This window comes from uncultured Hyphomicrobium sp. (assembly GCF_902826555.1).
Taxonomy (GTDB): Bacteria; Pseudomonadota; Alphaproteobacteria; order Rhizobiales; family Hyphomicrobiaceae; genus Hyphomicrobium_C.
On sequence record NZ_CADEFI010000004.1, the window covers coordinates 132486 to 151837 of the forward strand.

Annotated in this window: 18 protein-coding genes and 1 pseudogene; 11 read left to right on the forward strand and 8 right to left on the reverse strand. The window is 64.7% G+C overall.

Going from position 1 to position 19352, the window contains the following annotated elements:
• Nucleotides 1-77 precede the first annotated feature (77 nt).
• The 3 genes from QZV93_RS03820 to QZV93_RS03830 all read left to right on the forward strand — a co-directional run bounded on the left by QZV93_RS03820 (nt 78) and on the right by QZV93_RS03830 (nt 3037).
• On the forward strand, nt 78-1541 hold the full coding sequence (locus QZV93_RS03820; RefSeq protein ID WP_295556108.1) for a DUF4332 domain-containing protein: 1464 nt from the start codon (nt 78-80) through the stop codon (nt 1539-1541).
• A gap of 151 nt (nt 1542-1692) precedes the next feature.
• Nucleotides 1693-2253, forward strand: coding sequence for a hypothetical protein (locus QZV93_RS03825; RefSeq protein WP_295556110.1), 561 nt, complete (start codon nt 1693-1695; stop codon nt 2251-2253).
• A gap of 4 nt (nt 2254-2257) precedes the next feature.
• A complete protein-coding gene (locus tag QZV93_RS03830; RefSeq protein ID WP_295556111.1) occupies nt 2258-3037 on the forward strand; it encodes a cobalamin-binding protein in 780 nt (259 codons plus the stop codon).
• Nucleotides 3038-3058: 21 nt separating this feature from the next.
• On the opposite strand, the gene QZV93_RS03835 is transcribed toward QZV93_RS03830, so the two are convergent.
• Both QZV93_RS03835 and QZV93_RS03840 read right to left on the reverse strand, forming a co-directional pair.
• Nucleotides 3059-4252 (reverse strand): L,D-transpeptidase family protein, encoded by a 1194-nt coding sequence (locus QZV93_RS03835; protein WP_295556113.1) that lies wholly within the window; start codon nt 4250-4252, stop codon nt 3059-3061.
• 80 nt (nt 4253-4332) lie between these two features.
• Nucleotides 4333-5718 carry an amino acid ABC transporter substrate-binding protein gene (locus tag QZV93_RS03840; RefSeq protein ID WP_295556115.1) on the reverse strand — a complete coding sequence of 462 codons (1386 nt, stop codon included), beginning with the start codon at nt 5716-5718 and terminating at the stop codon, nt 4333-4335.
• Between the two features lie 151 nt (nt 5719-5869).
• Between QZV93_RS03840 and QZV93_RS03845 the strand changes: the two genes are divergently transcribed.
• Entirely contained in the window at nt 5870-7177 is a 1308-nt protein-coding gene (locus QZV93_RS03845) for an MFS transporter (RefSeq protein WP_295556116.1), read from the forward strand.
• Nucleotides 7178-7191: 14 nt separating this feature from the next.
• Here QZV93_RS03845 and QZV93_RS03850 read toward each other — a convergent pair whose 3' ends face one another.
• Entirely contained in the window at nt 7192-9357 is a 2166-nt protein-coding gene (locus QZV93_RS03850) for a VIT domain-containing protein (protein WP_295556118.1), read from the reverse strand.
• Nucleotides 9314-9985: a helix-turn-helix domain-containing protein gene (locus QZV93_RS17565; protein ID WP_363156514.1), complete on the reverse strand. Its 672-nt coding sequence runs from the start codon at nt 9983-9985 to the stop codon at nt 9314-9316. Before QZV93_RS17565 ends, QZV93_RS03850 begins: the two co-directional genes overlap by 44 nt.
• Here QZV93_RS17565 and QZV93_RS03855 point away from each other — a divergent pair.
• From QZV93_RS03855 to queD, 3 genes are read left to right on the forward strand one after another with little or no spacing between them, the layout of a single operon-like run.
• Nucleotides 9893-10648, forward strand: coding sequence for an SDR family NAD(P)-dependent oxidoreductase (locus QZV93_RS03855; RefSeq protein ID WP_295556119.1), 756 nt, complete (start codon nt 9893-9895; stop codon nt 10646-10648). The two genes, QZV93_RS17565 and QZV93_RS03855, sit on opposite strands and share 93 nt — an antisense overlap.
• A gap of 6 nt (nt 10649-10654) precedes the next feature.
• The gene (locus QZV93_RS03860; RefSeq protein WP_295556121.1) at nt 10655-11293 is read left to right on the forward strand and encodes a dihydroneopterin aldolase; all 639 of its coding nucleotides are present in this window, start codon (nt 10655-10657) and stop codon (nt 11291-11293) included.
• A gap of 20 nt (nt 11294-11313) precedes the next feature.
• Complete coding sequence (gene queD / locus QZV93_RS03865; RefSeq protein WP_295556122.1) at nt 11314-11670, forward strand: 6-carboxytetrahydropterin synthase QueD; 357 nt, start codon at nt 11314-11316, stop codon at nt 11668-11670.
• Between the two features lie 21 nt (nt 11671-11691).
• Here queD and QZV93_RS03870 read toward each other — a convergent pair whose 3' ends face one another.
• The 3 genes from QZV93_RS03870 to QZV93_RS03880 form a co-directional block, all read right to left on the reverse strand.
• Nucleotides 11692-12507, reverse strand: coding sequence for a heme ABC transporter ATP-binding protein (locus tag QZV93_RS03870; RefSeq protein ID WP_295556124.1), 816 nt, complete (start codon nt 12505-12507; stop codon nt 11692-11694).
• Entirely contained in the window at nt 12500-13510 is a 1011-nt protein-coding gene (locus QZV93_RS03875; RefSeq protein WP_295556125.1) for an iron ABC transporter permease, read from the reverse strand. The genes QZV93_RS03870 and QZV93_RS03875 overlap by 8 nt, the downstream gene beginning before the upstream one ends.
• A gap of 72 nt (nt 13511-13582) precedes the next feature.
• Complete coding sequence (locus tag QZV93_RS03880; protein WP_295556143.1) at nt 13583-14509, reverse strand: ABC transporter substrate-binding protein; 927 nt, start codon at nt 14507-14509, stop codon at nt 13583-13585.
• A gap of 305 nt (nt 14510-14814) precedes the next feature.
• On the opposite strand from QZV93_RS03880, the gene QZV93_RS03885 reads away from it, so the two are divergent.
• From QZV93_RS03885 to QZV93_RS03900, 4 genes are all read left to right on the forward strand, one after another.
• The gene (locus tag QZV93_RS03885) at nt 14815-17025 is read left to right on the forward strand and encodes a TonB-dependent hemoglobin/transferrin/lactoferrin family receptor (RefSeq protein WP_295556145.1); all 2211 of its coding nucleotides are present in this window, start codon (nt 14815-14817) and stop codon (nt 17023-17025) included.
• A gap of 95 nt (nt 17026-17120) precedes the next feature.
• Nucleotides 17121-17459: an antibiotic biosynthesis monooxygenase gene (locus tag QZV93_RS03890; RefSeq protein ID WP_295556146.1), complete on the forward strand. Its 339-nt coding sequence runs from the start codon at nt 17121-17123 to the stop codon at nt 17457-17459.
• Nucleotides 17460-17464: 5 nt separating this feature from the next.
• Complete coding sequence (hutX, locus tag QZV93_RS03895) at nt 17465-17986, forward strand: heme utilization cystosolic carrier protein HutX (RefSeq protein WP_295556147.1); 522 nt, start codon at nt 17465-17467, stop codon at nt 17984-17986.
• Nucleotides 17987-18010: 24 nt separating this feature from the next.
• Entirely contained in the window at nt 18011-19006 is a 996-nt protein-coding gene (locus QZV93_RS03900) for a TonB family protein (RefSeq protein WP_295556149.1), read from the forward strand.
• A 10-nt stretch (nt 19007-19016) separates the two neighbouring features.
• Here the strand turns inward: QZV93_RS03900 and QZV93_RS03905 are convergent.
• Nucleotides 19017-19352, reverse strand: a pseudogene (locus tag QZV93_RS03905) (c-type cytochrome biogenesis protein CcmI); the annotation flags it as partial.

Consider the following 19352-nt stretch of genomic DNA (forward strand, 5'->3'; position numbering starts at 1 on the left):
CGCGCGGCGGACCTTCTCCAAGGCCCCCGACTCGGCCCAAAAGACACGCTACGGCCGCCCGGCTGGGGAGAGAGAGCATGTCGTTGCTGTTCCGGATCGTCTATGCCGCCCACGCGACAGGCACGCACCACAAGCTGGCGCTCGACGCATTGCGCCATCTCGAATGTCCGGAAGCCGAATACTGGCAGCGCCTGTTCCTGAAGCACGCCGAGCGCTATCTCGAAGGCTCCAAGGCGCCGGACAACAGCTTCAAGGACTTCAAGAACCACGTCCTGCATGTGCGCGACGGCTACTGGGGCGGAGCGCTCGGCAAGGCCGAGGAATGGTACGGCACGCTCTGCGCGGCGTTGGCGCGGGAGGACTGGAGTGAGGCGGCCTGGAGCGCCGGCGTCCTCTCCCACTACGTCACCGATCCGATCCAGCCGTTCCACACCGCCCAGTCGGACGCCGAGAACAGCATCCACCGCGCGGCCGAGTGGTCGATCTCGCGCTCCTATAACGCGCTGCGTGCCGAAGGGCTCGTGTCGCACGGCGACCCGGTCATCCCGGCGGGCAGCGGCGAGCGCTGGCTGCGCGAGCTGGTCGTCGCCGGCGCCGAGAAAGCCAACACGCACTACGAAACCCTGATCGCCCATTACGACCTCGATAAAGGCGTGAGCGATCCGCCGTCCGGCCTCGATATGCTGAGCCGGAAAATCCTGGGCGAGCTCGTGGTCTATGCAGCGGTAAGTTTCGCCACCGTGCTCGACCGCGCGTTCGAGGAAGCGGCCGTCGCCCCGCCCGAGGTCGACCTCACGCTCGACACCGTCATGGCCGCCGTCAAGATCCCGGCCAAGACACTCGCCAAGCGCCTTACCGATGCCGAGGATCGGCGCATCGTCACCGCCATGTACGACGAGCTGATCACCACCGGCCGCGTCGAGGCGACACTGCCGGAGGACGACCGCGTCGTCCGCGACGTCTACGCCGCCGAGGTCGAAGCCCCGCGGCAGGCCCAGCGCGCCCGCGAGCGTGTTGCCGCCGTCGCCGGCAAATCCGCGCCCGCCGCACCGGCTCCACCGGCCGAAGCCCCGGCAAAACCCGAACCGCTGCTCACCCTCGCCGCCACGCGCCCGAAGCACTATCTCGCCCTGACGGACGACATCGAGCGCGCGCCCACCATCGGCCCACGCTCAGCCAAGCGCCTCGAGCCGCTCGGCATCAAGACGGTCGCGGATTTCCTCTCCGCATCGGTTTATCTCGCCGCGGGCGCCTTCAATTCGAAGAACGTTTCTCCGGAAACCATCCTGCTCTGGCAGGACCAGTGCCGCCTCATGCTCGACGTTCCGGGCCTGCGCGGCACGCACACCGAGCTTCTGGCCGGCGCCGGCTATCGGACCGCGCAAAGCCTTGCCGCCGCCGAGGAAACGAAGCTCTGCGCCGACGTCCTTGCCTTCGCAGCGACGCCGGCAGGCCACCGCATCCTGCGCGACGGCGCCCCCCCGGACATCGAACGCATCAAGGCTTGGCTCTCGTGCGCCCGGACGGCCCGCGCCGCCTGAAGCCCGGAACGGCGGGCCGCGAGGCGCGAGACCTTCATGCCGCGCCCCTTTCCCGATTGACACGTCCCGGAAGACTACTATCCGTAGGGATAGAGAGGTCTTGGCGCAGCGCGCCATGGCCACATAAGGACGCGACAAGGGGATTAAGACCATGACCAACAGCACAAGCGCTGCAACCTCGGGCACGGCCGGCAGCGGCCTCTGGATTGCCCTCATCGCCGGGTTGACCGTCATCGGCAGCTTCGCTTTGGCCTGCGTGGCTCCCCTGGCCGCCGTCGCCGCTTTGGCCGCGCTCACGCTCCGTCGCACCGAGGGCCTGATCCTCGTACTGGTCTCCTGGATCGTCAATCAGGCCGTCGGCTTCGTGCTCCTTAGCTACCCGCACACGCCTGACACCTATGCCTGGGGAGCTGCCATCGGTGCGGCATCCGTCCTCGGATATTTTGCCGCTTCCGCCGTCGTCGGACGGACCGGATCGAGCCTGCTCGCCGCCGCTGCCGCGTTCGCAGCAAGCTTCGCCGTCTACCAGCTCGCGCTCTACATTTTCGGCGTTGCGACCGCCTACGCCGGCGACTCGTTCTCGCTTGCCGTCGTGGGCGAGGTGCTGGCCATCAACGCCGTGGCCTACGTGGGCTTCCTCGCCATCCACCGCGCTGCCGTCGCCCTTTCGCTCGTAAAGCCGCCGCAGCACACGGCTGCCGTTTCGGCCTAGCCGGTTGCGCCGCTTTCCGGCACAGCGCCTCGTCTGCCTAACCGAGGAGACCGTAGAGACCCTCTACCTCCTCGGTGAGCAGGACCGCATCGTCGGCGTCTCCGGCTATGCCGTGAGACCACCCGAGGTGCGCAAGGAAAAACCGCGCGTCTCTTCCTTCACCTCCGCCGACGTGGGCAAGATCGCGGCTCTGAAGCCGGATCTGATCCTCGCTTTCTCCGATATCCAGGGTCCGATCATCCCCGATCTCGCCCGCGCCGGCTTTGCCGTCCATCTCTTCAATCAGCGCGATCTCGCCGGCATATTCGCCATGATCCGCACGCTCGGCGCCTTGATCGGCGAACCCGAGAAGGCGGACGCCCTGGCACGCAAGCTCGAAACACGCCTCGGAGAGGTCGCCGCCGGCACCAAGGGTCGCCAGACCCGCCCGCGTGTCTACTTCGAGGAATGGAATGATCCCATGATCTCCGGCATCGGCTGGGTGTCGGAGCTGATCGAGATCGCCGGCGGCACCGACATCTTCGCCGAACTCAGCACCAAGCCCGAAGCTAAGGAGCGCATCGTTGCATCCGAGGACGTGATCGCCCGCGCACCCGACGTGGTGCTCGCCTCGTGGTGCGGAAAGAAGGTCAAGATCGACAGCTTCGCGGCGCGCGACGGCTGGAGCGGCGTGCCCGCGGTCAGAAACAACCGCATCGTCGAGATCAAGTCGCCGCTGATCCTACAGCCAGGCCCCGCCGCGCTGACCGACGGCCTCGACGCCATCTGCGCGGCCCTGCACTAGTCAAGGCAGGACCACACTTTGCTAAGGCGCGATCGTTGTCGGCATGGCACGCGCGGCCACATCCTCGCCGCCGTCGAACGCACTTTCGTCACGGTTGTAGAGATCGTTGCGGAACAGCACCGCCCCGTTCTGCACCCACGCCGTGAGGTAGATGAAATGCACGGGCACAGGCCGCGCCGCCTTGATCGTCTTCGCTCCACCCTGTGCCAGCGCAGCCTCTATCGCATCACGCGTCCAGCCGTCCTGACCGGCAAGCACCCACTCGGCGACACCGACGAAGTTCTCGAGCCGGACACAGCCGGCGCTGTAGGCGCGCTCGAAAAAGCCGAACAGATTCTTCATCGGCGTATCGTGCATGTAGACGATGTGCTTGTTCGGCATGTCGAAGCGCAGGAGACCGAGCGCGTTCTGCGGCCCCGGATCCTGCCGGAACACATAACGGTCCGCTTCCGGTCCCCACCAGTTGACGAGCGCCGGGTCGATCTCCTCGCCTCCGAACGATGAAAAAACACGGATCCGCTCGCGATAGAGATAGGACGGATCCTTGCGCACCTGCGGCACGAGCGCCGCCTTGGCGATCGTGCCCGGCACATACCAGTAGGGATAGAGATTGATGGCCTGCACCGTCGCGCTGACGACCGGCGTCGGCGTTGCGCGTTTGCCTGCAATGGTGCGGCTCACCACCTCGACGCGACCGCCCGAGATCCCCTGCAGCTCGAAGCTCGCCGAGTTCATGAGGATGTATCGCGGCGCATTGAGCTTCGGCAGCAGCTGCTGCATGCGGCCGAGATTGAGCTGCAGCTGCCGCAGCCGCGTGTCGGCCGGAACGTTGAGCGAGCGCTGCGTGATCCCATAGACGATGCCCGTCGGCTCGAGACCGTTGCGCAGCTGATAGCTCTTTACGGCGGCTTCGAGCTTGGAGTCGAAGGCGTATGCGTCGCCCCCCGGCCTGATATCGCCGCTGAGCTCGAGACGCCGACGCAGGATGGCGACATTGGCATCGCTGTCGCCGGGCCTCAGCGTGATGCGATCGGGCAACCGCGGCCAGCCACCGGCGGAAACGATGCGCTGATAGAAGCCGACGGCACTCTGCAACCCATCAAGGCCCGCCGGGCTGACCCAAGGCTCGGAGCTGGGTTCAGGCGGCGGGATTCTCTGCCGTTGGGCATACGCCGGCGCCGCCACGAGCAGAGCGAGCCCGAAACCGACGGCCACACTTTTGATCGTCGCAGATGCATTCCAGCTGAGACGCATGAGAGATTCTGACGTCGGAAAAAACATGGAGGGCTCGCTTCTCACCACATCGGCGGCGCGGTGAGAATTCCACCGCGCTTCCAGAGCGCATTGAGCCCGCGCTCCATGCCGAGCGCGCTTCCCTTGCCGACATTCGCCTCGTACATTTCCCCGTAGTTACCGACCGCTGCCACCACATCGCGCAACCACGACTTGCCGAGTCTCAGCTTTTCTCCGCTCGCACCAGCCCCATCGACCAGCCGCAGCTGATCGTCGCTCAGCGGATTTGTGGACGCCGCCGACGCCTTGTCGAGCCCGACCTCCTCGGCATTGATGAGACCCGCGAGCGTCCACCGCACGATCTCGGCCCACTCGTCGTCGCCCTTGAGCACCACCGGCCCGAGCGGTTCCTTGGAGATGACCTCCGGCAGGATGGCGTGCTTCGCCGGCTCCGCAAACGAGGCCCGGTCGGAGAAGAGCGCCGAGCGATCGCCCGAATAGGTATCGCACGCACCGCTCGCGTAGGCCTTGAGCATCTCCTCGCGCGTCGGAAATACCATCGTCTGCGCCTCGACCTGATGCGACTTGAAGAAGAAGGCCATGTTCTTTTCCGTCGTCGTACCGCCTTCGACACACACCTTCGAGCCCGAAAGCTGCTGGGCCGAGACGAAGCCGCGATCGTCGCTGGTCATGAAGCCCTGACCGTCGAAATAGAGGACGCCGGCGAACCTCAGGCCGAGATCGACCTCGCGGTTCATCGTCCACGTCGTGTTGCGCGAAAGAACATCGATCTTGCCGCTCTTGAGCGCGTCGAACCGCTCGTTCGTCTCGAGCGGAATGAACTCCGCCTTGTCGGCGCTGCCGAACACGGCGGCCGCCAGTGCCCGGCAGAAATCGGCGTCGAGCCCCGCCCACGTGCCGGATCCGCTCTGAGCGGAGAAGCCGAGCAGCCCGGTGTTCACGCCGCAAAGAAGCTTGCCCCGCGCACGGATCTCATCGAGCTTCCCGCCCGAAGCAGGCAGCGCCGCCGTGGCGGGAGGCAAAGCATCCGCGGGAGCTGCCGGCGCTTGAGCCGCAACCGGAGGAGATTGAGGGGCTTCAGCAGCCGGAGCAGGTGACGAGGGAGCCGCAGCCGCTGCGGCAGGAGGCGTAGCGGGGGCGGCAACGGCAGGCGCGGAAGTCCCTCCGGATCCGGGGGGCGTCGCAGGGGCCGCGGCAGCACCCGCCTTCGCGGCATCCGGCTGAGCGCTCTTGCAACGGCTCATGGGCACCACCGTGAACTGTCCGGCACCATCCCCGTCGTTCTTGCACGTGCAGGGCCCCCGCGGCCCATCGCGAAGCGCGCAGAGCTTGTAGGCGGCATCCGCCGGTCCAGCCAAAACGGCGAGCACAACGGCAACCACAGCGCCACGGAGACCGAGATCGGCTCTCATTCGAAGTCTCAGCATGGTCCCCTTCCGTCCGCCGATCTTTCCGCCGCATGACGACGCTACCGAACTTACCCCCTTTGCCGGGCCTGCCAAACAACCTTGTTGTGAGTTCTCATCTTCATTTTTATGAGATGAAGGGGCCGGGGACGCAAAGGGGGACCGGGAGCACATGACATCGGACGATGAAACGCAGCGGACGCCCGCGTCTGCCCTCGAGCTTCTGCGCCGCGTCGTCTCCATCGAGCGCAGCGAGGTCGCAACCGCTCTCGGCACGTTCTTAACCTTTGCGCTGGTTCTCGGCGGCTACTACCTCATTCGTCCCGTGCGCGAGAACGTCAGCGCGGAAGCCACGGCCGACCAGCGCCAGCTCTGGTTCCTCCTCGTCTTCGTCGTCATGCTCATGGCTGTGCCCATCTTCGGATGGATCGTGGCACGCATCCCGCGCCGGGCGGTGCTTCCCGCCATCTACGCCCTGTTCGTTGCCGTGATGGTCGTCTTCTGGCTTGGACTCGGCAGCACGAGCGGCGGGCATCTCGGCGGCGCCTTCTTCGTCTTCGCCAGCGTGTTCAACCTTTTCGTCGTCTCGCTGTTCTGGATCTTGATGTCGGACATCTACGACAGCGAGCAGGCCAAGCGCCTCTACGGCTTCATCGCGGCCGGCGGTACGACCGGCGCGGTTCTTGGCCCGTTCGCGGCGAACATGCTCGTTCCCGTTGTCGGAGGTGAAAACCTGCTTCTCGTGGCGGCCCTGGTATTCCTCGTCGCAGCTGCGCTCTCCATATGGCTGCGAACGATCGCGGGCTCGGCGCAGAAAAACGGCATCGCGGAGGCTCCGCCGACACTGCGCACCTTGCTCTCGGGCGCCGAGCGCGTCTTCCGCGACAGCTATCTGCTCCGCATCGCCGCTTACATCCTGCTCGCCAACCTGCTCTCGACTTTCTTCTACCTCGAGCAATCCCGCCTCGCCGGCGAGACCATCAAGGACGCGACCGAGCGCGTACAATTCTTTGCCGAACGCGACCTGATCACGAGCATCCTGACCGTACTCGTCCAGGTGTTCGTCGCCGGACGCATCATGGCGCGATTTGGCATCGGCGCCGCCGCTGCGGTTCTGCCCGTTTTCACGATCGTCGGGCTTGCCATCTATGCGTCCATGCCGGAGTTGCATGTCGTCGCCGCGATCATGGTCGCCGAGCGCGTGGCCGCCTTCGCGCTGGCGAACCCTGCGACCAAGGTGCTCTACACCGCCGTCGACGCCGACGAACGCTACAAGGCGCAGAACTTCATCGACACAGTCGTTTACAGAGGCGGCGACGCGCTCTCGGGTGCCATCTTCAACGGCCTCACCAAGTCCATGGGCTGGCCATTGGCACTGGTTGCGCTTGCCTCTATCCCGCTCGCCGGCGTGTGGCTCGCTTTGGCCCGGCAGTACGACAAGGCGCTCGCCGAGCGCCTTGTCGAAACGAAGTTGCGCTAGCCTGCATTGGCGTCCTACGCCGGACCTGCACCGCGGATGTCCGCGATCGAAAGTCCAAGCCGTTCCGCTACGTGCGAAATATCCCGCGTCCTCGCCTTGACGAGGATCGCACGATAGACGCGCTCGGCGTGGCGGTCTTTCCCCGAGGCCGCCCGCGCCATGAGCCCGATGACCAGCACGCGCGCCGAGATGCCGAGCTTCTTCGCCGTACGCTTCACCACCCCGACTCGCGCCGCGGCATCGATAGCGTCGGCAATATCGTGGGGAAGGCCGACCATATTGCCCTGCACAAGGTTCTGCCCCTCGCTCCGCCAGTCGATGCGCCGCGGCATCTGCGTCAGACGCGGCGCCTGCGAGCCGCCGTCGTCCGCCTCGGGTGCCGGCAGTTTCAGCGAGCGCTTCACCTCGACCTGTCGCGCTCTTCCGAAGCTGAACAGGCCATGAGAATGCGAAACCGATCGCGAACCTGCGCCCGGTCGAGCGCTTCGCGCAACCCGAATGCGGCCCTCCCCCGATTCGTCGTCGAAATCGGCCAGCAGGTTACAATGTGCATCCGGCACGTCGGCCTCCCGTATCCCGGACACGACTCCACCGAACCCCATGCGGGCAGGCGCGTATGTTGCCGGCATCGGTAGCTCGACCTTGCGCATGGCCGGCAAGCCCTCCTGCGCCGCCCCTTCCTCATCGACGAGGATCAGGCTGGTGAGATGAGTCACGAGTCCCTCGGCCACCGCAAGCTTCGCCGCATCTGCAGCCGTAAGATGCGCGAGACGCAAGCTCGCCACATAGGCACCGGCGGCGCGGGTCGCCTCCGGCGCCTCGCTATCGGTCACCGCAGCCGTTCTGCTCGCAACGAGCTGCATGCCACTACGTCTGCCGCTTGCAAGAGGTAGCACGCCGCTCGTGAGTGGAACATCAGGCTGCGCTGCCCGCAACGACGCGACGACGCTTTTCAGCGCCCCGCCAACGTCCGCCCCGTCTGCAACGAAGATCTCGCCGCCGCTGAGTGCTGCCAGATGCCCGACATTGGCTTCCAGGCTGTCGTCACCGATCAGCACCACCGAGAACCGGGCGCCGGTGGCGGCGAGAGCCAGGACGTCCAAGGCATGCGACATGCCATCCGTCACCAGAACGATGTCGCGTGACGCACGCTGCGCCAGCAATGCCTCGATGGCGCTCCCGATCTCCGTGCCGCCGCGCGGCGGCGCCAGCATCCGGATGAGCCCGCTGACATGCGTTCCATGCGCGGTGCCGAGATCTTCAGCGGTATCGTCGAACTGCCAGAGGTTGATCCGGTCCGTCTCCCTGAAGCCGCGGGCAGCCTCGTTGAGTCCGAGCAGGACGGCGGCATGCTTCGAGATCCGCGCGCCGGTTGTGCACGTGGTATCCATCGAGCCCGAATGGTCGATCAGGAACGCTACATCCAAATCGGCTTCGCCCTCGCAGGCCGGCGCGATCCCGAGATTGAAGGCTTCGCCCGCTGCCGTACGTCCGAGGATGTCGCGTGCGGTCCAGCCTTGCACCTCGATACTGATCGGCCGGTCGAGCGCAACCCGCGTCGTTCCTGCGATCGCCGCACCGTGGATCAGCGCGGTTGCGCCCGCCTCGCAATGGACCGTGAGGTCCGCGGCCGAAACGGGTCCGCCGTGCACGAGTTCGTCGCAATCGGACAACCCCGACACGCCATAGACATCGCCGACCGTGGTCGGGATTCTGAGCATCATGCGACCGCCGACATGCGCCAGAGGCTGCGCGAAGCGCGCTGTCACCTCGATCTCGGTGCCCGGCGCCACATGCGCCACGGAAAGCATATGGACGCCCTTGAGCAGTTCCTCATGCAGCACCGCCGTCTTGCCGCGGTCGACGGCGTCCTCATAACTCTCGCGCGCGGCGGACTTGTCCTTGGCAACCGCCTTCACCACGCGTCCGCCGATCCGCGCTTCGAGCGCATAGAGCACGGCGTGCACGGGAACGGGGAACGTGAGCGTCGCCTCGATGGTGGCGGCTTCCTGATTGCGGAAGGTGCGCCGGGCGGTAACGGAAGCGAGGCCGCCGGCGAGAGTGATGTTGTAGGACGTGGCAATGAGTGGAACGGGAAAATAGCCGGGACGGCGCGTGGAGCGGTCGATCAGTCTGCTAACGGGATCGTCGGCGTGCAGCGTGGGGATGCTGTTGGGCATCGGTCGGCTCCTGGAGAATGACTCTCAACACCTGTCTGATCCGTTGAGCCAAGGCATCGACATCCATGGAGGTACCAATCAGGTGAGGCTCGACATGGAGCACGATACCGGGGGCCACCGGGAAAGGAGCCGACTGTCCACTCGCGAGGAGGACCCGGATGGCCTGAGGCGGAAGTCCTTGTTGCCTCAGCACGGTATAGCGGCGTATGGCCGTTACATGGTCCTCTCCGTAGTCTGCCGTGGCCCGTCCCCCGGAAGGAGGGGGAACGAACCCTTCTGCGATCATGTACCGGATCTGCCGTTCGGCCTGTCCGGTGAGCTTCGAGAGCTCGCGAATATTCATGATCAGCGCCTTTCGACAAACTATTTGTCGAAACAATATGGCGCGTTCAAGGCGTCTAGCGCTATGCGTTAAATGCGACCGGACGTCCGGCTTGCACAACCCGCGAGCCGCAGCCCAAATAGCAAGCGGCCACTGGCCGCCACACGTAGGCAGAAATCGTCCCGCGTTCCCAAACCAAGAAAGACCAACGCGTTGAAAGGCGTCCTCATTACAGGCAGCGCAAAGCGCATCGGGGCCGCCGTCGCGACCAGGCTCGCCACCTCGGGATGGCATGTGGTCATCCATTTCAGCCGGAGCAAGAGCGAGGCGAACGATTTGCTGCGTTCAATCACGGGCGGCGGCGGTTCCGCGAGCCTGGTTGAAGCCGACCTCAGCGATCACGAGGCGCGGTCACGCTGCATGACGGAAGCATTTGCGCTCTGTCCGGGGCTCGTGGCGCTCGTGAACAACGCCTCGCTTTTCGAGTACGACACCTTCGGCACGTTGACCGAGGAAGCGTTGACGCGCGCCATGGTCGTCAACGCCATCGCGCCCGTACATCTGGCGCAGAGCTTTGTCGCCGCTTTACCCGGTGAGGCCGACGGCTGCATCGTCAACGTCCTGGACAACAAGATCTACGGGCTGAACCCGGACTATTTCTCCTACACCATGAGCAAGTACGCGCTCTTCGGCGCGACCCACATGATGGCACGCGCGCTCGCGCCCCGCGTCCGGGTTTGCGGCATAGCCCCCGGAATAACTTTGGTCAGCGGCAAGCAATCCGAAGCCAACTTTGAGGCCGGACAAAAAATGAACCCTCTACGCCGAGGCTGCACGCCGGAACAGGTCGCGCGCGCCGCCGAATTCATACTCACGAGCCCGTCACTGAACGACCAGGTCATAACCATTGACGGCGGCGAGAGCCTTGCCCCCCATGACCGCGACGTCGCATTCCTGTCTGATCTGTGAGGCCCCGTGCGCGAGACAACACTATTCCTGGAAGGCTTCGAGGTCCTGGTTGACATCGGCGTGCATCCGCACGAGCAAGGCAAGCCCCAACGGCTCCTGATCAACGTCGAGCTTCAGGTGGATCGCCCTTTAAAGCCCGGAGATTCGATCGGGTCGGTTGTCGACTATGATTACCTGCGCCCCGGCATCAAAAATATCGTTGCAGAGAGGCGGTTTAATACGCAAGAAGCACTGTGTGCAGAGATCCTAGAGCTTGCTCTCGGCGCAGAAGGCGTTGCGGGAGCCATCGTCTCCACGCGCAAGACGGATGCCTATGCCGATGCGAGTGCCGTGGGATGCCGCATGCGAGGCAGCCGGACGCCGTCACAAAACGCGCCGTTCCCGGACGGCCGATCCGTCAGAGATGAGGGTATGATGATGTTTCTCGATGCATGGGCGAGCTATGACAAGTCCGCCAACCGCTTTTCCCAGCCCGTCAAGGTGGCGATCCACGCCATCTCTTCGGTGAGGCTCAATCCCTACGACGGAAAAACGGTGGTGACGATCCCCGTAGGCCAAGCCCCGTTCTCGTCCATGCTCTATGTCGAGCTCACGGTCGAGGAGGTCTGCGCGCTCGTCGAGAAGCATCATCGAGCCGAAAAGTAACGATAAGGAAGCAGCCGCGGATGCGAGCGAAAATAAGCAGAGTCTACAGATTTGAGTCAGCACACTTTCTGCCGATGCTGCCCGAGGGCCATCGTTGCCGGAATCTGCACGGGCACAACTATTCTGTGGTCATAACATTCCAGGGCGGCGTCCAGCCCAACGGCTTCGTCATGGACTTTTTTGAGGTCGACAAAGCCGTCGCACCTCTGGTCGAGCGCCTCGATCACAAGTTGCTGAATGACATCGAAGGCCTGGCGAATCCGACCGCCGAGATCATCGCCCACTGGTTCCTGGAAAGGCTGCCCGAGAGCCACAGCGTCAAGGTCTACGAGAACGACGATTCATGGGCCGAGGTGACTCGCGGCGAAGAGACCTGACCCGCCGGCCCGATCCGAATATCAGTCCTTTGCTTCATCTCGCGTGATCGGAAGCACAAACGGCGTTCTCGACGGCGTCGTGTTGGCGTCGAGATCGCAGCCGAAGGTCTGCGACAGCAAATCGTCGCGCACGATGTCTCCCGGTGGGCCGCAAGCGATCATGGCGCCATTCCGCATGAGCGCCAGCAGATCGCAATAGCCGGCCGCGAGATTGATGTCGTGCAGCACGGCGAGCACAACCGCGCCTTCCGCCGCTATCTCCCGTATCGCGCGCAGCACCAATCGCTGGTGACCGATGTCGAGATTCGAGGTCGGCTCGTCGACGAGCAGCAACGGCGTTTCACCCGGAAGCCGCCGCGCCGTCGCAAGCTGGCACATGGCGCGCGCAATATGCACACGCTGCCGCTCGCCCCCCGACAGGTCGGTATAGTTGCGGTCCGCAAGCTCGATCAGCCCCACCCGCTCCAGCACCCTCTCCGCTTCGGCAGAGGCCCCGCCATGAACAAACCCCGGAACGGACGATCCGAGCATCACAACCTCGATCGCGGTAAACGGAAACATGAGCTGCGAAGATTGCGGAACCACCGCGCGCCGCCGCGCGAGCGAGATGGGTTCTGTTCCTGCAATCGGCAACCCATCGAGAAGAATGCGTCCCGATGTCGGCACGAGCTCGCCGGAGACAAGCTTGAGAAACGTCGACTTTCCGGCGCCGTTCGGCCCCAGAATGCCAACAACCTCACCGGCACGAGCAGTGAGATGCACGTCGTCGACCAGTCGCATGGCTCCGACGTCGAAAAAAACGCCCATGGCCTCGACTGCGGCGGGCGCACTAGCCATGGACACCCCGGCGCAGGACGAGATGCAGGAAAAACGGCGCTCCGACGATGGCGGTGACGATCCCGAGCGGCAACTCGGCGGGCGCAACGATCACGCGCGCGAGCATATCGGCCGCAAGCACGATCGTCGCCCCGAGCATCGCGCTCGCCGGCAGCAGCACGCGATGATCGGGGCCTGCAAGCAGCCGAACGATATGCGGCGTTACGATGCCGATAAATCCGACAATACCGGCAACCGCGACGGCGGCGCCCACCGCGGCCGCCGTGGCCAGCACGATCAGGTACTTTGCGCGCCGGATGTCGACGCCAAGATGATAGGCCTCCGCCTCGCCAAGCAGAAGTCCATTGAGGTCCCGCACGAGGCGTGGAAGCAGCATTGCCAGCATGACGGCGAGCGGCAGGGCGCCGATCACCTTGCCCCAGCTCGCGCCGGCGAGGCTGCCGAGCGTCCACAACGTAAGATCGCGCAACGCACGGTCATCGGAGAGGTAGGCGACGAGCCCCATCAGCGCTTGGGCAAGCGCCGCCACCGCGATGCCGGCGAGCAGCAGGGCCCCCGTCGAAACCGTCCGGCGGCCGCTCGTGACCGCGACCAGCAGCGCCGTCACGGCGATGCCGCCGATGAACGCCGCCAGCGGCAACGCATAAACGCCGAGCACCACCATGACACTCGGAAACAGCACATGCCCGAATGCGATCACGCTGACGGCGGCCAGCGCCGCCCCTGAAGAAACGCCGATCAGCCCGGGGTCCGCCAGCGGATTGCGGAACATGCCCTGCATCATCGCACCCGCAACCGCGAGCGCGGCGCCGACGTAAATGGCAAGCAGCGTGCGCGGGAGACGGATATCGAACAGAACGAGCGCCTCGTGTCGGCTCGACCGTTCGGCGTAGCCCAGAAGCTCCAGCACGGCGCGGGGCACGGCTTCGAGTGTTACGCCCGTCGGCCCCACGGAAAGCGACAGAAGCGCGAACACGCCCAACGCAATCGCGAGCGCTCTCACGAGGTTCGCCGCACGCGGGCGTCGCCTTATCGACGCTTTGTCAACCGGTTCGGCCGTGATTTTCAGCATCCGCTACTTGGCCTCGGGCACACTCGCGGTCTCGGGATAGAAGATCTTCATCAGCTCGCGCGCCGCCGCCGGTGCGCGCGGCCCGAACTGCAGCATCAGGCTGCCGTCGAACTCGATGATCCTGCCGGCCTTGACGGCAGGCGTTGCCGCCAATCCTTGAATGGCCGCGATCTCCGTCGCGATCGGGCCCGCCGCCTCGGTCGCGCGGTGACCCGGCGCAGCTTTCATGACCACGATCGCCTCCGGCGCCAGTTCGAGCGCGGCCTCACCCGAGAGCGGCTTGTATCCGTCGAACGCCGTGATGACATTCTCCGCCCCAGCGAGCGCCAGCATCGCGTCGGCCGCCGTGTGGCGCCCGCCCGCAAGCGCGCGCCCGCTCTGGACGGAAAGAAGAAACAGCGCACGCACAGGTTTGGTGATGCGCGCTCGCGTTTGCGCCGCAGCTTCGAATTCAGCGCCGATGCGGTTGGCCAGTGCCGCGCCAGCATCCGCCTTACCGGTGATCTTGGCCACCAGCTCGACCTTTTCCCGCACGCCGTCGGGTGTGTCTGGCGCATCGATCGTGACAAAAGGCACGGAAGACGCCTTGAGCGCCGCGACAACCTCCGGCGGGCCAGCCGTGTCGGTCGCGAGGATCAGCGTCGGCCCCGTGGCCAGCACGCCCTCGGACGAGAGGGCACGCATATATCCGACGCTCTTCTTCTGCGAGACGCCCGGCTTCGGAAAGACGCTCGTCGTATCGACCGCGACGATACTGTCACCCATGCCGAGCTCATACAGGATCTCTGTCACGTCCCCGCCGACGGAAACGATGCGCGTCGTATCGTACGCCTTACCGCCGTCTTGCGCCGATGCATCCACCGCTACGCTGGCCGTAATCGCCAGCAGCAGGAAAAGGCGCACGGCGAGCCGCATGAGAGCGTTAATCATTCGTGTCCTCTGTTGATGAACAGGTGATTGGCGGCGGGAGCACCAAGCGCGGTTACAGCCGCCATTTTCGCCGGTGCGCTTCGTTTGCAACACCGCAGACGCAGATCTGAAATATAATATTGACGACAATATTCAAGATTTATATTGCTAGCGAGACCGGCGTGGGAGCCGGTTGCCGCTGCTCATGGAGTGGGCTCGGCGCAGGTCAGCCAGCCAAGTGTTTTGCGTATCCACGCCTGCACTCTAGCCAGCCAGCCATTGGGGAAATGCGCGCGCAACATGCGTGCGAGAGGGCTGGGTGAGTCATGTCTAAGTGTGCGTCGAGGCGGCTGCTGCTTGCTGCCGGTGTCATTTGCTCGGTAAGTGCGTCTGCATCCGCACAAGAAATCCTTCTCGACGGCATCGTCGTGACATCCACCAAAACCGAGGAGAGCGCCATCGACGCGCTTTCAGGATCGAGCGCGGTCAACCGTGAGCAGCTGGACGAGCAGTTCAATGCCGACCGCGTGTCGGAGGTCCTGCGCACGATCCCGGGCGTGACAACCCAGGAGACCGCCGGCGACACGGCAACGGCGATCAACATCCGCGGCCTTCAGGATTTCGGGCGAGTGAACGTGCTGGTGGACGGCGCCCGCCAGAACTTCCAGCGCTCGGGTCACAGCGCCAACGGCGTCTTCTACATCGAGCCTGAGATGATCAAGCGCGTCGACATCACGCGCGGTCCGACGGCGACGATCTACGGCTCCGGCGCCATCGGCGGCGTCGCTGCCTTCGAGACACTCGACGCCGACGACATCCTGAAGCCCGGCGAATACGCCGCAGTGCAGTCGAAGACGAGCTACGGCACGAACGGAAATGAAAAGCTCGCCAGCGGCACGACGGCCGTCAAAGTCGGAAACTTCGACATCCTGGGCCAGTTCAACGGCCGTTGGAACAACGATTACGAGGACGGCGACGGCAACGATGTGCCCGGCTCGAACGACGAGACCGACTCCAAGCTGGTCAAAATGCGGATCCGTCCCGGCGAGGGCCAGCAGATCACGGCCTCGCTGATCGACTACAATTCCGCCTTCACCGACGAGATCGAGGGCGGCGGCGCGTCGGTAAATTACGACAGCGAAGTCGAAAATCGCCAGTATACGCTCGGCTATACGTTCAAGAGCCCCACCAACCCGCTGATCGACTTCAGCGGAAAGATCTACCGCAACGAGACCAATGTCGATCAGACGCGCTTGAGCACGGGCGACGCGAGCTACATGTCGCTGACCAATGCCCCTGGCGCCATCACATGCGGCGCTGCATTCTCCGATCCGCCTCCCTCGCCGCCCCTGACGACGAACATCCCCTGCTTCTACATCAGCGGCGTCAATCCGGCCGGCGCCCAGCGGAGCTTCAACGCCGAAACCGACGGTTTCGATGTCTTCAACACGTCGCGCTTCAACGCAGCCAGCGGTGTCGACGTCGCGCTCACCTACGGCGTCGATGGCTTCCGCGACCAGGTGGACACGGTCGACGCCACGGGCAGCGGCGACGAGTTCACTCCTTCGGGAGAGCGCAACATCTGGGGCAGCTTCGTACAAAGCAAGATCACGTTCTTTGACATCGTCGATGTGATCGGCGCGCTGCGCTACGATAATTACGAGCTCGACGGCAACGGGGTGAATGTCCAGGACGAGCACGTCTCGCCCAAGGTCACCCTTGCCGTGACGCCGGTCCAGGGCGTGACGGTGTTCGGCACCTGGGCCGAGGGCTTCCGGGCGCCGGCGCTCTCGGAGACGCTGATGAGCGGTACCCATCCCGTCTTTGCGAACTTCCAGATCCGCCCCAATCCGGAGCTCAAGCCCGAGGTCGCACAGAACGTCGAAGGCGGCGTCAACCTGAAGTTCGACAACGTAATCACCACCGGCGACCGCTTCCGGGCCAAGGTGACCGCATTCCGCAACGAGGTCAGCGACTATATCGATATCGTGAGCGTCGATGGACCGATCGACGAAATGGAATTCGGCATGGTGATCCGCGGCACGTTCCGCAAATTCTTCGGCGTACCATTCTTCGAGGACGACTACGTCCAATACCAGAACGTCAACAACGCGACGCTGGACGGTATCGAGCTCGAGGCGTTCTATGACGCGGGGCAGTGGTTCGCGGGCGTCAACGCACACCGCATCCGCGGCAAGAACGATGACACAGGTCTCGGCCTCTACTCGGTACCGGCGGATCAGATTACAGTGACGGCCGGTTTCCGGGCATTCGACGAAAAGCTTGTGGCGGGCGGCCGCGTGCGCTTTGTCGCCGAGCAGGATCGTTTCGAGGAAGGCGACACCAGGGCCTTCCAGCACACCGACCCCTACAACGTCGTCGATCTCTTCGCTCAGTACGAGGCCACCGCAAATACGACCTTGAACCTCAATATCGACAACGTGTTCGACGAGACGTACCGCCAGCATCTCGATCAGTACAACAGCCCGGGTATCGGCGCACGCGTCGGGTTGACCATGCGGTTCGGAGCCGACTAGGCCCCGAAAACAGCGCCGAAGCACGTTGACCGCGGTCTCTGAAAACGAGGCCGCGGTCGTCCGTTTGACTGCAAAAGAAAAAGGAGATCGCGTCCATGTTCATCGCCATGAACCGCTTCAAGGTGATCAAAGGCTCGGAGAAGGATTTCGAGCACGTTTGGCTGTCCCGCGATACGCACCTCAACGAGATGGCAGGTTTCGTCGAGTTCCACCTGTTGAAGGGTCCGGAGCGCGAGGATCACGTCCTCTACTCCTCGCACACGATCTGGCGCTCGTTCGCCGATTTCGAGGCCTGGACCAAGTCGGAGCAGTTCCGTAAAGCCCACGCCGGCGCGGGCGGCAACGCACCGCTCTATCTCGGTCATCCGGAGTTCGAGGGCTTCCACGTCCTGCAGACCGTCACGTCGGACGGCCGGCGCATCGCTGCGGAGTGATGGCCATGACTGCCGAGATCGAGACCAAGGCCGAACGCCCGACACTGGTCGAGCGGCTGGCCGGAAACGCAGACGGCATTCTGGAGCAGATCGCCTCTGAGTACGGCGTCAGCACCTTGGATGTCGTGCGCGCGTTGCCGGAAGCTCACCGAACGGTGATCGATGGCACGCGCTTCGCCGACGTGATGAAAGCCATCGAAGGCTGGGGTCCGGTGCTCTTCATCGTGCATACGCGACACATCGTGCTCGAATGTGAGGGGCCATTACCGCCCGGCACCTTCGCCCGCGGCTACTACAATATCCACGGAGACAGCCCCATCGGCGGCCATATCCGCGCCGAGAACTGCAAAGCCGTCGTGTTCGTCTCGCGGCCGTTCATGGGTCGCGAGTCGCGCTCCGTACAGTTCTTCAGCGAGGACGGCGAGGCGATGTTCAAGATTTTCGTGCGCCGCGACGAAGCCCGCAATCTGATTGCAGAGCAGGTCGAACGCTTTGACGCACTCCGGCACGAGTTGAATTCACGCTGAACTGTCGGCACGGGAGCCGGGATCGTGGCCAGCGCAGACATGGCGATGTCTCATGCTTACGACGAGGTCGGCTCCGCCGGCTGGATAGAGACGATCCTGCCGCGCGAGATGCGCACGATGCTCGCCGGCGAGAGGATCCGCTCTCGAACGACCTTCGTCTGCGCCGCCGTTGCCCTTGTCGTTCACGCCGCAATCGGACTGGCCTTCAACGTCTGGGCGATCCGCGACACCGGCGCGCTCGTGATACCGACGGATGCGATCAGCGTGGAGTGGCTGGCGTCCGACGTCGTGGAGCAGATGGCGACGCCGGAGGCGAGTGCCAGCCCCGCGGCGGCATCCGCGGTCGCGCCCGTCAAAGGCTCCGCGGCCGAAAGCACTGCTGCCGCGGCGCCCGCCGAGCCAGAAAAACGGCAGGAAGAACCCGACCATCCTCAACCGGTCGCGGAGGCTGAGCCGCCGAAGCAAACGGCAGAGGCGCCGGCGTTGCCCGTTTTCGAGCCGCCATCCGACATTGTTATGCCGTCGATGCCGGAGCCCGCCTCCGAGACACCCGAGCCTGCCCAGCCCAGACGGGTGGCTGAGCAAGATGAGAAGCGGCAACGCGACGCCCCGGTACGCCCGCGGGAAACGAAGCCGGAAAAGAAGACCGCGAACGACAAGAAAGCCGAGCGTGCGGCGAAGCAGGGCGGCGCGCAATCCAGTGGTCAGGCCAGCAGTCGCAGCGCACCGGCTCGCGCCTCGGCCAGCGCAGGCGACATCAGCGGCTATGCGGCTCGCGTACGGGCCCGCGTCGCGGCCAACCGGCCATCCGGACGCGGCATGCGCGGCACGGCGGTCGTCTCGTTCGGCGTTTCCAAGGGCGGCGGCCTGACGTACGTGCGGCTTGCACGCTCGTCCGGAAATGCAAGTCTCGATCAGGCGGCGCTCGCCGCGGTCAGGCGCGCGGCACCATTTCCTCCGCCGCCCGCGGGCGCATCCTCCGGTCAGCTTCGGTTTTCGACACCGTTCTATTTCCGCTGAGGAACCGAACTCATTCGGTCTTCAGGCCAAGCTCGGTCGCGGCGGCCGAAATCGTGGCCGATGCCGCCGCCTCGTCCTTGAATACATCGAGCGCTTTCCGGAAAGCCGCGACCGCGACCTCCTTCTCTCCCAGCACGACACGAGAGCGCATGAGGCGCGTCCATCCGTCGACATCCCGCGGAGAGCTTTCCAGGCGCGCGGCCAATCGATCGACCATCGATCGGATCGCCGCATCGGTCTCATGCGGCGGCATCCCTTGCGCTCCGGTTGCATCGATGCCTGATCCACCGTCCCCCGCAGCGCCGGTCCGATCCTGAGAAGACGCGACGGCGTCCGGATTGCCGCC

Bases quoted from the DNA above. Each gene is read 5' to 3' on its own strand.
- QZV93_RS03820 (WP_295556108.1), top strand. From the start codon at position 78: ATGTCGTTGCTGTTCCGGATCGTCTATGCCGCCCACGCGACAGGCACG.
- QZV93_RS03825 (WP_295556110.1), top strand. From the start codon at position 1,693: ATGACCAACAGCACAAGCGCTGCAACCTCGGGCACGGCCGGCAGCGGC.
- QZV93_RS03840 (WP_295556115.1), bottom strand. From the start codon at position 5,718: ATGCTGAGACTTCGAATGAGAGCCGATCTCGGTCTCCGTGGCGCTGTG.
- QZV93_RS03845 (WP_295556116.1), top strand. From the start codon at position 5,870: ATGACATCGGACGATGAAACGCAGCGGACGCCCGCGTCTGCCCTCGAG.
- QZV93_RS03850 (WP_295556118.1), bottom strand. From the start codon at position 9,357: ATGCCCAACAGCATCCCCACGCTGCACGCCGACGATCCCGTTAGCAGA.
- QZV93_RS17565 (WP_363156514.1), bottom strand. From the start codon at position 9,985: ATGGATGACCACATGCCATCCCGAGGTGGCGAGCCTGGTCGCGACGGC.
- queD (WP_295556122.1), top strand. From the start codon at position 11,314: ATGCGAGCGAAAATAAGCAGAGTCTACAGATTTGAGTCAGCACACTTT.
- QZV93_RS03870 (WP_295556124.1), bottom strand. From the start codon at position 12,507: ATGGCTAGTGCGCCCGCCGCAGTCGAGGCCATGGGCGTTTTTTTCGAC.
- QZV93_RS03880 (WP_295556143.1), bottom strand. From the start codon at position 14,509: ATGATTAACGCTCTCATGCGGCTCGCCGTGCGCCTTTTCCTGCTGCTG.
- QZV93_RS03885 (WP_295556145.1), top strand. From the start codon at position 14,815: ATGTCTAAGTGTGCGTCGAGGCGGCTGCTGCTTGCTGCCGGTGTCATT.
- QZV93_RS03890 (WP_295556146.1), top strand. From the start codon at position 17,121: ATGTTCATCGCCATGAACCGCTTCAAGGTGATCAAAGGCTCGGAGAAG.
- hutX (WP_295556147.1), top strand. From the start codon at position 17,465: ATGACTGCCGAGATCGAGACCAAGGCCGAACGCCCGACACTGGTCGAG.